Source organism: Pedobacter antarcticus (assembly GCF_900103515.1).
In the GTDB taxonomy this organism is placed as follows: Bacteria; Bacteroidota; Bacteroidia; order Sphingobacteriales; family Sphingobacteriaceae; genus Pedobacter; species Pedobacter antarcticus.
In genome coordinates, this window is record NZ_FNGZ01000007.1 from 55,985 (window position 1) to 69,312 (window position 13,328).

Here is a 13,328-nt window from a genome sequence, read left to right on the forward strand (position 1 = left end):
CGGCTACATTTTAATCATTGAAAAAACATAGAACATTTCCGTTGCTATCTGTAAACTTCTATCAGCATATACCTTTGATTGTTCCTGTGTATTGTCTGAAATTTTAGGGTCTTCAAATGTGATAGGTATTCTCTTTTCTGCTCCTGCAATAAAAGGGCATCCGCCGTCTGCCTGTGAACAGGTCATAATAGCTACAAACGCTGATACAGGATTGAAAGGGCTATCATATTTTTTGGAAAAACCAACAATCGGCAAAGAATTATCACTATACTTTATGGCATATACAGGATTGTCGGTATCTGCTATTTTGAAAATACTTAATCCCTGATGTGTCAATGTTTCTGCCACTTTCGGGAATAATGCCGTTTCCTCTGTTCCGCCTGAATAACAATGTACATTTGGGATAGTATAGTACGCTGCTGCTACCTGTGCCCAAACCTGCGACAAATGACTTCTTCGTGAATTATGGGTACAAATGAAGTTGATACTTATTTCCTGACTATTGTTTACTTTTTGCTGTACAAAATCTATCAGTGGTCGTAATATATTTTTGCGTTCTTCACTGATGTTTTGAAAAGTAGTAACATTGTTTATTGTTTCAACTAAATTCTTATACATTTTGATTGATTTAAAGGGTTTAACAACATCCTGAATTAGGTGTGCAGGAAGCATTATTCAACGCTGATAATTTTATTTTTTGCTTTTCGACAGGAATACCGCAAGCATCCTGAGCAAGACAAGCTGTTGTTTTACTTTTCAGTACGAATGTTTTTCCGTTGAAATCCAAATCATATTTCCCGATAGTATCACTTTGATATTCTACTTCAATTTCAGCATCTTCCATGCCTAATTTTTCTTCGGATAGTTTGATGATGTTTAATAGCTTGGTTGGCTTCAATCTATGTTCGAAATCGTCAGCATTCCACAACTGAAAGTTGACTACTTTTTCATTGCGGATTACACCGCCACAATCAATAAATTTTTTATTGATTTGCCCCACTTCGGTAACGTGGAAATGTTCAGGAACAAATGTTCCGTTCTCTAATTGAAATTCAACATTCTCTAATGTTGGTAAGATTTCTTTGATTTTTGATAGTTTCATAATTCCATTATTTAATTGTTATATTGCATTGTTACGATTAATTTAGTCAAAATAAATGCTTAGCAACATTTATCAATACCTATATCGTCAACGAAGAAAGTGTTGAGTTCCTTCTTAATCTGCTGCCAAACATTTTCATCAATGCAGTAGCATACACTGGTTCCCTCTATATTTCCTTTAATAATACCAATGTTTTTTAGTTCTTTCAAATGCTGCGAAATGGTAGCTTGTGCCAATCCCAATTCCTCTACCAAGTCATTACAAATACAGGTATTTTGTTTAATGATATATTGTAGGATAGCTATGCGTGCAGGATGAGCCAATGCCTTTAGCGAAGTTGCTAAACGGTTCTGCTGTTCCGTAAATATTTCAGTTTTTGTAACTCCCATTTTTATCTATAATTTTACATCGCAATATTACGATTAATATTTTAACTGCCAAAATTGTTTAAAAAAAATATTTAGTGAAGTTTACCCCTGTTGCACCAAATGTTGCAAATTCGGATCATTCTTAATCCTTTCCAATTCAGTTGCAATAATTAGAACAATGTCTATTTTTATCTGACGGTAATTACTTTCAATTTGCTGTTTCATTTTATCTTCCCCGTGTTCATCAACAAAGGATAGGATTTCCGGTATCTTCTGATATACTTTAGTTTCTGCGGCAACTTTTTCATTGTCCACGACAATTTCAGCGTGGAAAATCTTTTGCTCGATGCGTTCGTCAAAGTTGTCCGAAACAGCACCTACAAACATACCTTGGGTTAATGTTGAGATTTTGGAAGCCGGAATTAAACTATCTAATTGTGTCGATATTGAAGTTGAGGTATCATTTCTATTGATTGATAAACTTTGACGTTTCTGCAAAACTTTTCCGAACCTTTCCGAAAGGCTCTTTGCCGTTTCGCCAACTACCTGACCCGAAAATATATTGCCCACAGTGTTTTGGATAACCTTTGCTTCTTTATCGCCATAATCCCTTATCAATTGCGAAAAATCCTGAAAGCCTAAACAAACTGCCACTTTATTACTTCGGGCAGTTGCAATAAGATTATCTAATCCCCGAAAATAAATAGTGGGCAACTCATCAATAATAACAGAACTCTTTAATTGCCCTTTTTTATTAATGAGTTTGACAATCCTTGAATTATACAATCCCAAAGCTGCCGAATAAATATTTTGACGGTCGGGATTATTACCAACACACAAAATCTTGGGTTCTTTGGGATTATTAATATCCAAAGAAAAATCATCGCCAGTCATTACCCAATACAATTGTGGCGAAATCATTCTTGATAAAGGAATTTTTGCTGATGCAATCTGTCCCTGTAATTGGTCTTGTGCGCCACTTTGCCACGCATCCATAAACGGCGAAAGATAATTTTCCAAATCAGGATATGAAGTTAAAATAGTAAATACGTCCGAATACTTTTTATTCAGCAATTCAATGGCGTGTGGGAATGTACAGTACTTACCGTCCTCATAGATTTTCAGATACCAAATAATAGCAGCCAATAATATAATCGGGCTTTCCACAAAGAAATCGCCTTGCTTCTGTATCCAGCTACGATTGAGGTTCAGCATTATGGTATATGCGGCTTCGTAAGCATCGGAAATGTCCGTCATAAAGTTGGGATTGAGAGGATTGCAACGGTGGCTCTTACGTGGATCGTCAAAATTGATGATGTAGAGTTTGGGTTGAACTTTGTACTTGTCCCGATGCTTCAGTAAATGATTGTAGGCAATGGTGGAAAGGTCATCAAACTTAAAATCGTAGATGTACATTGAGAACCCTTTCTCAATCTGTTGCTTGATATAGTTGTTTACGATAGCATACGATTTTCCGGAACCTGGCGTTCCTAAAACAATGGTTGCCCGAAAAGGATTGACGATGTTTATCCAGCCGTTATTCCATTTGTTTTTGTAATAAAATTTTGTGGGAAGATTGACAGAATATTCATTTTCCATCAATTTGGTTTCCTGCTGAAAACTCTCGTTCTCATTATTGAAAACATCGTCCATAAGGTTAGTACGAAGCAAACGGCTCATCCAAACACCTGCCATCAGCAAAGCGATATAACCTAACGAGATAGTAAGGATATACAGGAATGTGCTTATTACCGGAGATAGCTTTAACAACGGTGTATTCAGGAAGAACAGCACAAAACCAACGCCCAAAGCTACGTAAATTTTAGTCCAGGTTATCTTTTCATTCTTTACGCCTTTAGTTCCCAAGCAGCTCAAAGCCAGCAATACAATTGCAAAAACTTTGGTATATAAGGTATGCGAAAACAAACCAGCTGTTCGTTGGAAATTGCCTAATATTTTATTGATTACTTCTAAAGTCCAGCCACGTTCTATGAAGAAACCGTAGCAGAACCAATAAAGGTGCATCAGTACCAAAAGAATACTGACTGCCCGCATAAATGCCATAATCTTGGCAAGTCCTCTTAAATCATCTTCTCCCTGCATTATTTTAATTTTTAATGTTAGGGCGTGAATTTAAAAGGTCTAAAGAGTGGTTATAAGAATGTGGCACTCAATGGCGGTGCATGGTACTGTTTGGCGGAGAGATAAGAGGTGTAGCTCCTATGACCACTTTGTATAGTAACATTTATAGAGGATCAAAATAAAAGACACTTTTAGTTGCTAACCTTTTTTGTTTTCTGTCCGTTAGCAACATTTTTTGTCTTGCTGAATGGGTGGACAAGGAACATTTCCGTAACTGCAATAAACACAACAGTCTCCTTGTTTTGGTTTAAGAACTTGTTTGCACTTTTCACATTCGTAGAAATATTGGCAAGCATCTGTCGGCATTGTTTCTTCTTTCTTGTGTTCGCAGTTGGGGCAGATTATTGTTGATTGCAATTTGATTTCCATTTCATTTTATTTTTTGTCGGTTACAGAATATCCTGTCGAGTTTATTGCTTTTTCAATTTCAAAAATGTTAGTTTTTGAGTTGTCAAATTTTACGATTGCGTTTTCTTTTTCGTATGAGGCGTTTGAACTTATTATTCCTGTCAATTTATTTACTTCATGGTTTACGTGTTCGCCACAACTTGCACAAGTCATTCCGCTAATCGTAAATTCTACTTTTTGAATATTGGATTTGTCCACCACTATAATTTGCTTTTCTGTCTTTGGGTAGAAAATGCTTGAGTAGTATGGAAAGACAAGCATTACGATTGCAAATGCTGTTACAATTCCTAAAAACATTTTTGACTGAATGAATTTTGGTTTTTCTTCTGTCTCACAATTGCAATCTATTTGCTTTTTGGGTTTCAACTTTTGATACCAAGCAAAACCAAGAACCAAAATTGTCAACCCAATAAAATACGGTCGAAAAGGTTCAAGCCAAGAAAAAGTGGAAGTAAGACCGCTTGTTCCTGCAATAAGAGCTAATACGGGTGTGATGCAACAAAGAGAAGCTGCAATTGCAGTCAAAAGTCCTGCACCAATTAATTTTTTGTCTGTTTTCATATTGTTTCCAAAATTTTGTTTTCGCCAAGGATTTTGAAAAACGGGTTCAGCATTTTTTCATACTCTTTAGCCAATGAGTAAAAAATGGTTTGAGCTTCTCGTTCTGCTTCAATGAGTTTTCTGTCTTTGAGTTTTCGTAAGTGCTGTGAAACTGCTGAAATTGTCATACCAAGTATGTCGCTTATGTCACAAACACAAAGCCGTTTTTCTTCATAAAGCAGAAAGAGGATTTTCAGCCTTACATTGTTTCCCGCTAATTCAAGTCCGTTCGATAAATAGTCAAACGAACCATTGAGTTCTGAAACTCTGTCTTTACAACGGTTTATTTGTTTAATGTCCGCTTGTTGTCGTATGCAAGAATTATTGTCCATAGTGCAAAGATAGCTAATTCGTTTATTTAAGCAAGTACTTAAATATAACAAATAGAATTAAAAATCTAACCTATTACAGTCTTCTTTTTTTCTTCTTCATTTTGTTAGCAAAATCCTGTTCCTCATAATCTTCGCCCTGTGCTTCGGGTAACAATCCGCCAAATGCTTCAATCAAGCCGTCTTCGTGTTTTTCAGTATTCATGAAATCGAATAAATGATGAGGTTTTTCCGCAGGAAGATTTGCATCGTTCGGTCTTGATATTTTCGATTGTAGTTCAACAGGTTCTTTGATATCGGGTTTGATATTATTATTCCAATAAGCATCAAAGGTATTGGCAGAAAGTTCTTTGCCTAAACGTGAACCGTTCCAAACCGTTTTAGAATTGTGGTCTATAAAAGTTATTCCGTAAATACGTCCTGTATCATTTCTACGCACCACTACATTAATGCCCTGTTCACTTAACTGCTTCTTAAAAGCCTGCTCATCACTTATTGATTTTAGAGCAATAGTTACGGCAGCTTTAATGGTTGATTTTGTCCGGTGGTCTTTTAAAACCTCTTTGCATTTCGCAAAATGCAATTCCAAAGTTGAAAGCCCTGCATTTTTCCCGAATAAGGAAGCTTTGAAAGGATGACTTACTTTTTCAGTTTTATCGTTCAATGCGAAATATAATAGTCCTTGTTGGAGTTTACCTTGTAGTTCGCCTGTCACTTTTTCAGTAGTAATATTGAATAACGAAAGCAATGCATTGTATTCGCCCAATGTCTGATATTGGTAATATTTCGGTAAATGGCGAAGTACCGAAGCTATCTGACTTTTTACATCACCTTTCTGGTAATTCACAGGGCTAAAAATCTTATCGTTCTGCTTGTGTTCCTTATCTGTTGCAGATACCAATCCGTGTTGCCTTTCGAGTTCTCGACACACATTCATAGACCGCATTTTCTCAAATTTATCTGAAATCTTTTTGCCTTCTTCATTCACACAAACCGAAACAATATGTATGTGCATTCTGTCGATATCAGTATGCTTGAACACGACAAAAGGCTGTTCGCCATAACCCATTTCACGCATATACTGCTCTGCCAACTCTCTAAATTTTTCATCACTAACATTATCTTTCGGGTCGGGATTGAGCGAAATATGCAACGTATGTTTTTCGGTATTTCGATTTGCAATAAGATAAGGCGTAAAAGATTGGCTCAATTGTGCTACAGAATAATGCCCGCTTGGTGTTTCAATTATCTTATTGGCAAACAGAATTTGTCCGTTTTCCTTTTCCACTTTAAGATTATTGTATGCCAAAGCACCATATAAGTTACTGCTCCTTCCAATTTTTGCTATCATTTTTAGACCTGTTTTTTTAGATGATTTGCTTCAAATTCTTCGATTAGCTGAATGATTTTTTGGCATAACAATACCATTTCAATCGTCTGTTTTTCCAATTTATAGAGGTAGGCAGATCCTTTTTTCTCTGAAAAATTCTTGTACAATAGCTTTACAACTTGGTTATAATTTACACCGACCGAGCGAAATTGACTGTGAAACGAAGTCAATCGCATATAAAAATCAACTGTTCCTTTATCAATTTGAATGGTCTTTATCGTTTTTTCAAAGATGCAGGACGTTATAAAATGTGCCTTTACCAGCATTCCCGACTGGTCAAAGAGCGAAAGAAATCGGCTGTGCTCTTCTTCATTAAAGGAAATTGTATATCTAATCTTCGCCGGGTCTTCTTTAGGTCGGCGTCCGGTTTTTTTTAATTGTTTTCTGTTGTTTTCGTTCATCACAAATCCATTTATAATTTACACAAAACCCTGACTTCGGAAGGTGTTTTTCAGCCCCCGGCAGGGCAAGTTGTTTTGAGCATCCGAAATCGTTTCGAGATGCTCAAAACACAACTTGCCGTGTTCTGATGAACACAAAAATCCGCCCTTCGGGACGGATTAAATGTAGCAGGGAAAAACGGCTCGATGCCGTTCTGCTTCGTGTCCATTTTATCAAGATGCTTTGTATAAATCCGTTAGTAAAATTCATTTTACAAAGTAACCAACTGTTGATAAGAGTATTGCAATGTGATACTAGGACAAATTCTGCCTTTGGAAGCCAAACACTACCACGATAATGTAAACACCTATTTATCTGCATTTATTTGTACTTACAAACACATATAGGGACATAGTTAGCTATGGAGGTAACAACGTAAGTACATCATTACCAATGTAAATAAATACAAATGTGCAGATGTAAAAAAGCGCTTATTGAAATACTTAAATATGCAATTGCGTATGCAAAAAAGCAGATACATAAATAAGTAATTATGGTTGTACAAATCTATTTGTCTACAGCCATAAAAATGTATTCAAGTACATAAATAGCCTAGTACGTAATTACCTGCTTATCTCTATAATTCTGTATAGAGCTACAAACCTATATACGCACCTAAGTAATTGAGAATATAAATTTTAAAAACAGTTAAAATATGAATGCAAAACACAAAACAGTATTTATCGCCTTTTCATCTCAAAAAGGCGGTGTGGGAAAAAGTACATTTACAACATTGGTTGCAAGTACGATGCACTATCGGTTGGGTTATAATATAGCCGTATTTGATGCCGATTTTCCCCAGCACAGTCTGATGAAAATGAAGGCTCGTGATTTGGCGATGGTAATGGAAAACGAAGCTTTAAAAAAGCTGGCTTACAAACAATTTACCACCATCAACAAAAAAGCCTATCCGATTATGCAATCCAAAGCTGATAGTGTATTAGAAACCGCTCACGAATTTTTAAGTAGTTCTTCAGTGCCGATTGATGTGGTCTTTTTTGACCTGCCCGGAACGGTTAACACGCCTGGTATTTTGAATGCATTGGCAGGAATGCACCACATTTTTACACCTATCACGGCAGACCGAGTGGTAATGGAAAGCACACTGATTTTTACACAGCTTTTGCAGGATGTGATTATGAAAAAAGGCGAAACTTCCATAGAAACCATCAATCTGTTTTGGAACCAGGTTGATGGCAGGGAAAGTACACCTTTATATGAGGTTTATAACCAACTCATCGACCAATTAGGATTAAGCCTGATGCAGAGCCAAATCAAAAACAGCACCCGTTTTCGCAAAGAAAGTGAAGTAAACAGCAAAGCCGTTTTCCGCTCTACGGTAATGCCACCTGATGAACGCTTGATGAAAGCCTGTCAGTTAGATCAATTTGTAAATGAATTTTTAAAAATCATTCAATTATAGTCTAATGGAAAAAGAAAATAAAAAAAAACATACGCCCGATATTAACGAGGAACTGATGATGAGCCTGATGGTAGATGGCGTAAAAAAAGAGGGATTACAGTTACCCATAGAACAAACTGTTGCAGCCCTCGAAAAGGAATATGTTCAGCCCGAAAAATTACTATTGGAGAAACCTACTGTGAAGGAAAAGACCAAAATTAAAAAAACAAACGAAACAGATTACGAAAGCCTCTTTTTCAAAAGAACAGACACGAATGCCCGAGATGGAAAAACGGTATATATTCGACCAGATTTTCACGAAAAATTGTCACGTATTGTACAAGTGATAGGCGAAGACAAAATATCAATTTACGGTTATTTAGACAATTTACTGGATTACCATTTTCAGGAATTTGGTAAACAGATTACCAAGAGTTATGATGATAAATACAAACCCATTTTATAAGTTATGGAAATAGTAATTGTGATATGCCTGCTGATTGTGATTGCCCTGCTTGTGCATGACAAGATTGTAATCAAAAAAAATTCAGAAAGAAAACCGATACAGGAAAAAAGCAACCCTAAACTGCCCGATATTATGGGGCAACCTAGACCTAAGAGAAGCCTTTCGGTGCCAAACAATGCCACCGAAAGCCAAGTTGAAGAACTGGAAATAAATCCAGATAATTTTGACATAGAATACGACGAAAATGAAAACGTAGGTATTCAAATTCCGCAGGAAGAACTGGATGAAGTTTTCAGAAATATGCCTGATTTTGAAGATGAGGAAGAAGAATGGAACAGGTACGGAATATCCAGTGACGATAACGGTTTTGCCCAAGGGGTTACCTTTGAAGAACTAAGCTCCGTGGGGATGTTGCTACAAAAAGAAAAATTGGAGCCGTCTCAAAAGGAAACAGCGATAACTATAGTTCAGAAAATACAGGGAACCGAATTATTCAGCCTTTTGGAAAATTCTATGGAAGGCGCTTCTCGTAAAATAGCAGAGCTATTGGACAGTAGCCTTTCTTCTGAAACGGAAGCCAGTTCTTCCACTTTGCGGAAAAATGATTTGAGAGATTTTGATATCGGGGAGTTTGTGTGAGCAAACTCCCCGATATCATTTTTTAATTAACAATAGCCGCTTAATCAATATTAATTACGTTATCGTTCCCGAACCATCCATTTGCTTTTGCAATTACTTGTGCATCTGGATTATGAAAGAATACGGCTAAATTTTCTTTAGCTCGTGTACAACAAACGTAAAATAATTTTTGAGTTCTTTCTAAGACACTTGGGGTAGCTGTGCCCAAGAACATTTTTTCAAAATTGTAATTATTCCATCCTCCATTATCGAGAATAACTAAGACATTGTCAAATTCAGCACCTTTAGTTTTATGTTGCGTAGAAAATGGAGTTTGACCTTCTAAATATTCATACAACTTTTGAAACTCATTAAATTTGACATCTTTTACACGGTTATATAAATATTGGTTCTTCTCCTTAAATACAAGTAATCTGTCATCTATCAAGGAAATACCTTTTTCGTGAGCATCAGTAATAACTTCCTCAATTGTTTTTTCTCCAACATTTATAAGATTATCGATATTCTCTTTCAACAATCTTTTGTTGGCAATACTTCTTATGTGTATTCTGTAATCCGTTACTCTCAAAAATTCATTATACTGCTTGTTTTTATAAAGAGATATACTATTCTGGATTTTGAACAAATGTTTAATCAAATTATCTCTTTTTGACCCTTTCTTGTTTTCATCATCTTTATCTTGTTTTTTATCGTCAGTCAGAGCGTCTTTATTCATATAAATTTTCCTTACCTCAGAAAATAGCTTGTCCTTTAATTGATTGTATAATTCTGCCTTTATTGGGTCTGCTAATAAAATATCTTTCTTTAAATTTCTTTGTATGTTTTTCAACTGAAATTTATCGACTACAACATCAAAAGTGTCATTATCATCTATTGCAATTTCCGGTCTATTATTTTTCTTGTTATCCTTTATTTTATTAAGGATATCCGTCTTTAATCCAATGATAGGGTCACTATCGTAAATATCCATTAATTCTCTAAACCCTGCCTTACTAGCTATCAAATTGTGTGTAAGATTGAGTTCTTTTGTTTGCTTCGTATTATTGAAATCCCAACCATAATTTTCCCTTAAGGATTTCTCTACTTTTTCAATATTGCCATCAGTTGAATATAAAAACAAAACTGTCCCCTGTTTTACTAAACCTTCAACCATATTGGGTGCATTAATATCGATTGAGGGTTCTTGTATAATACCATCTGTCCGAAGTTTGTTAGCAAGGTTGATAACAAGCTGAGGATTTCTTCTATTCTGTTTCTTTAGAATTTCTTTTACTTTATCTGCATCTTGACCTTTGTATTCATCTAAATTACCAATACCATCTTCATAAATTGATTGCATTGCATCGCCAAAGAAACCAATAATATTCTTCCTTTCGCTTTTCTTGAAATGAGTAAGAAAGGTATCTACAACAGCTTTGCTTGTATCTTGGTATTCATCAATAAAGATGAATTGGAATTTATCCTTTACAATACTGCTAAGCTTTGGGTATTTGTCAAAAAGATAGTTTGCAACCAAAAGCAATTCATCGTGGGATATAATACCATCTCTTAACCTGACATATTCCTTGTATTGTATTCCATCTTCTAGACCCTCATAGTAAGTATTAGGAATAGGGTTTGCATCATCAATGGAAATTCTACTAACCTCTTCATCATTAGCCAATGCAATAATAGCTACTTTAAGCTCTTTTTGAAAGTGTTTTATATTATCCCAAAGAAAATCGTGGATTGTAGATACGTTTAGGTTTTTATGATTAACCCTTTCTTCAATTTCTTTAACAGCCGCATTCGTATAAGTCATACAAGCAACTTTAGCAGTTGGATTTTCTAAAATTGCCTGACGAATTACACTTACTAAAGAATAGGTTTTGCCACTACCAGCTCCACCACTAAGAAGGAAATTTCTACCTGCATCAATTGATTGAAATATTTCTTGTACTTCGAGTTCTAAATTTAATCTTTCTTCAACCATAACAAGCCATTTTTAATGTAAGCCGGAATATTCCAATTATTAAATTTTTCATCACTGTGATATAAAATATCTAAAGCGAAATGGGTTTTCTTTTTAATACAATTATCTGCTAAGACATAGGGGCTTTTCGTGTCATCATCAAAATAAGAAGCATTTTTTATTCCCTGAAAAGTAGCTTTATTTCCTTTTACAAATTCTCTATTAAGATGTATAAAAGCATCTTCAAAACTTCTTGCGTGATAAGTATTTTCTTCCTGTTGGTAACATATACAAATTGTAGAACTCCCAACAGTAATTGTTCTATCGCCAACTGCCAAGGCTTTTAAATCGTCCCACGTTACAGCTTTTAGGAAATGATTTATTGCAGAATTGCTTGTTTTGGTACCTTCATTAACAGGACACGCTCCCCAAACATCTTGTTCTTTGTCATTTTTCCCTACGACCTTCATTGCATCAATGTCTGTTAATATCAATGATTTAATACCCAAGAAGTCAATAAACTTCTCAAAGATTTGTGAATATGCACCGACTTCGATAGTTGATATATTTTGAGATAGAAGCGGTAAGAATGTATCCTCGTTTCCTTCCACTTCTAAACGTGCAGCTTCTTCTAAGTCAACTTTTCGCATAAAAGTTGGTATTAAAATCCTTTCTGTATCTCCTTCAATAAGAACAGCCTTATCAGCAAAAAAGATTTCAGCTCTGCTAATTGTTAGGTACTGTTTTAAGAATTGATATTGTTTTGGGTCGGCATCATATTGAGTTCTTAAATCTTTAAGATTTTTCGCAGTTACATTATTCTTTGCTATTGTTTTCAAATATTTTATATCATCGAAATCACTATCTGCAACAATATGTGATGAATGCGTTGTAATTAAGTACTGTAATGTTCTATCTATACCATCATTTCTTTTGATACCTTCTCCAAGTAGTTTTTTTATATTTTTTATAAAGACATACTGCATTTGGGGATGGGTATGAGCTTCCGGTTCTTCTATAATAAGTAAATTAATATCGGCAGGCTTCTTGTCCTTATCTTTTTTGAAATCTTGTACCAAAATTTCAATTTCAAAAATCATACTTATTAGGTTCATATAACCTAAACCGTTGTAATGCTCTGGTAACTTATGGTCATCGTGAGTGTATACTACTGTAGTATTTCCTTCAAGTAATTCTCGATGTTGTAATGTTGAAATAATTGCTATATCAGTATCATTCAACTTAACGCCACCAAAATCTTGTACTTTTTTTATTACGTCTTTAAATAAATCTTTGTAGATGTCGCTTAACGTACTATCTGTTTCTGAAAGCTGGTCTTTAAAATCTTCAGTAGCTTGATCCTTATCACTACTGTCTTCTTGTTTTTTATAGAGACTTGACGTTTGTTTTGAGAGTGTGTTTTCTTTTTCTTTATTTGTTACATCTCTTCTTGCACTTATGTACTTAAAGTTGATAATATCCTTTAAATTAATGTTTTCACTAACAAGGTCGATTGGCTTAGTTTCGGTAATCTTATTTGCAGTCGTATCGTATTCAAAAGAAAATTTATGAATTTTATAATAAGCTTCTATGTTTTGCTTTAAAAAATCTTTTAGTTCCCGTGGCTTATATTCTTTCTTCTTAGCATTTTTCGCATTTTCACTGGCTGCGAAGATTGCATAGTCAGCTTTTATTTTTAAAAAAGCATCATAACTTACAGTGTATTCAAAACCTAAAACAATATTGTTATTGTCAGGATCTAAATCCATCAATACTCTGCTAACATTAGATAAATCATCAGTATCGTTATATTCAATATAGATTTTCAGTTTAATACCTTTAGGAGAGAATTCATCGGGAACATCAGCCGATTTGATTAAACTTTCTAATTCGTTTTTAAAATCAATATTCAAATCATCATAAGAAAATTTACTTTTTTCATTTATAAATTTATCCAGAACTGACAGAATAGAAGTCTTTCCTGTATTGTTTTTTCCGATAACAAGAGAAAGTTCATTTTCAAGGTCCATTGAAAAAGTCTTCAGTAATCGAAAATTTTCAACTTCTATTTTTTTTATCTTCATAATAGT

The 13,328-nt window shown here is 34.8% G+C and carries 14 protein-coding genes; 3 read left to right on the forward strand and 11 right to left on the reverse strand.

Annotated features, from left to right (window positions below; all coding sequences use genetic code 11):
* Positions 1-3: 3 nt before the first annotated feature.
* From BLR53_RS14315 to mobA, 9 genes are all read right to left on the reverse strand, one after another.
* Entirely contained in the window at positions 4-618 is a 615-nt protein-coding gene (locus tag BLR53_RS14315) for an arsenate-mycothiol transferase ArsC (protein ID WP_074590666.1), read from the reverse strand.
* A gap of 19 nt (positions 619-637) precedes the next feature.
* A complete protein-coding gene (locus tag BLR53_RS14320) occupies positions 638-1,102 on the reverse strand; it encodes a DUF6428 family protein (RefSeq protein WP_074590668.1) in 465 nt (154 codons plus the stop codon).
* A gap of 59 nt (positions 1,103-1,161) precedes the next feature.
* Positions 1,162-1,491 carry an ArsR/SmtB family transcription factor gene (locus BLR53_RS14325; RefSeq protein ID WP_074590670.1) on the reverse strand — a complete coding sequence of 110 codons (330 nt, stop codon included), beginning with the start codon at positions 1,489-1,491 and terminating at the stop codon, positions 1,162-1,164.
* 81 nt (positions 1,492-1,572) lie between these two features.
* Positions 1,573-3,573 (reverse strand): conjugal transfer protein MobC, encoded by a 2,001-nt coding sequence (gene mobC / locus BLR53_RS14330; RefSeq protein WP_074590671.1) that lies wholly within the window; start codon positions 3,571-3,573, stop codon positions 1,573-1,575.
* Between the two features lie 201 nt (positions 3,574-3,774).
* Entirely contained in the window at positions 3,775-3,981 is a 207-nt protein-coding gene (locus BLR53_RS20245; protein ID WP_074590674.1) for a GDCCVxC domain-containing (seleno)protein, read from the reverse strand.
* Between the two features lie 6 nt (positions 3,982-3,987).
* Positions 3,988-4,581, reverse strand: a complete 594-nt coding sequence (gene merTP / locus BLR53_RS14340; RefSeq protein ID WP_074590676.1) for a mercuric transport protein MerTP — start codon at positions 4,579-4,581, stop codon at positions 3,988-3,990.
* Positions 4,578-4,952 carry an ArsR/SmtB family transcription factor gene (locus tag BLR53_RS14345; protein ID WP_074590678.1) on the reverse strand — a complete coding sequence of 125 codons (375 nt, stop codon included), beginning with the start codon at positions 4,950-4,952 and terminating at the stop codon, positions 4,578-4,580. Before BLR53_RS14345 ends, merTP begins: the two co-directional genes overlap by 4 nt.
* Positions 4,953-5,025: 73 nt before the next feature.
* Positions 5,026-6,300, reverse strand: coding sequence for a conjugal transfer protein MobB (gene mobB / locus BLR53_RS14350; RefSeq protein ID WP_074590680.1), 1,275 nt, complete (start codon positions 6,298-6,300; stop codon positions 5,026-5,028).
* Between the two features lie 2 nt (positions 6,301-6,302).
* Positions 6,303-6,740 (reverse strand): conjugal transfer protein MobA, encoded by a 438-nt coding sequence (gene mobA / locus BLR53_RS14355; RefSeq protein ID WP_074590682.1) that lies wholly within the window; start codon positions 6,738-6,740, stop codon positions 6,303-6,305.
* Between the two features lie 695 nt (positions 6,741-7,435).
* Between mobA and BLR53_RS14360 the strand changes: the two genes are divergently transcribed.
* From BLR53_RS14360 to BLR53_RS14370, 3 genes are read left to right on the forward strand one after another with little or no spacing between them, the layout of a single operon-like run.
* Positions 7,436-8,203: a ParA family protein gene (locus BLR53_RS14360; protein WP_074590685.1), complete on the forward strand. Its 768-nt coding sequence runs from the start codon at positions 7,436-7,438 to the stop codon at positions 8,201-8,203.
* A gap of 4 nt (positions 8,204-8,207) precedes the next feature.
* A complete protein-coding gene (locus BLR53_RS14365; RefSeq protein ID WP_074590687.1) occupies positions 8,208-8,648 on the forward strand; it encodes a DUF3408 domain-containing protein in 441 nt (146 codons plus the stop codon).
* A 3-nt stretch (positions 8,649-8,651) separates the two neighbouring features.
* Complete coding sequence (locus BLR53_RS14370; RefSeq protein ID WP_074590690.1) at positions 8,652-9,287, forward strand: conjugal transfer protein TraD; 636 nt, start codon at positions 8,652-8,654, stop codon at positions 9,285-9,287.
* 40 nt (positions 9,288-9,327) lie between these two features.
* On the opposite strand, the gene BLR53_RS14375 is transcribed toward BLR53_RS14370, so the two are convergent.
* Both BLR53_RS14375 and BLR53_RS14380 read right to left on the reverse strand, forming a co-directional pair.
* Positions 9,328-11,259, reverse strand: coding sequence for a UvrD-helicase domain-containing protein (locus BLR53_RS14375; RefSeq protein ID WP_074590692.1), 1,932 nt, complete (start codon positions 11,257-11,259; stop codon positions 9,328-9,330).
* Complete coding sequence (locus BLR53_RS14380; RefSeq protein ID WP_074590694.1) at positions 11,241-13,322, reverse strand: ATP-dependent endonuclease; 2,082 nt, start codon at positions 13,320-13,322, stop codon at positions 11,241-11,243. Before BLR53_RS14380 ends, BLR53_RS14375 begins: the two co-directional genes overlap by 19 nt.
* Positions 13,323-13,328: the final 6 nt, after the last annotated feature.